1 pseudogene is annotated in these 213 nt (G+C 37.6%); it reads right to left on the bottom strand.

Annotated elements, in window-relative coordinates:
- Nucleotides 1-194, bottom strand: a pseudogene (locus WFH18_RS18420) (IS3 family transposase); the annotation flags it as partial.
- Nucleotides 195-213 lie beyond the last annotated feature (19 nt).

Below are 213 nucleotides of genomic sequence, written 5' to 3'. Positions count from 1 at the left end.
ATCTGTTGTACTTTAATAGGATTTTGCTGATCTAAATGCTTTTGATGCCAGGCACGAAGTGTTTCAGGAGTACAACCAATCTTAGGCGCAATTGCTGTGATTGCAGCCCAATTCGATGGATAATCTTTTTCAGATTCAATCAATAATTGAACCGCTCTTTCTCTGATTTCAGGGGTATATTTTAATTTTGTCATCGGGATAGTCTCTCAGAAT

The organism is Acinetobacter sp. USHLN143, from assembly GCF_037145695.1.
Classification (GTDB): domain Bacteria; phylum Pseudomonadota; class Gammaproteobacteria; order Pseudomonadales; family Moraxellaceae; genus Acinetobacter; species Acinetobacter fasciculus.
The sequence above is the reverse complement of the archived record's forward strand: the minus strand, read 5'-3'. Positions and strand labels throughout refer to the sequence as shown.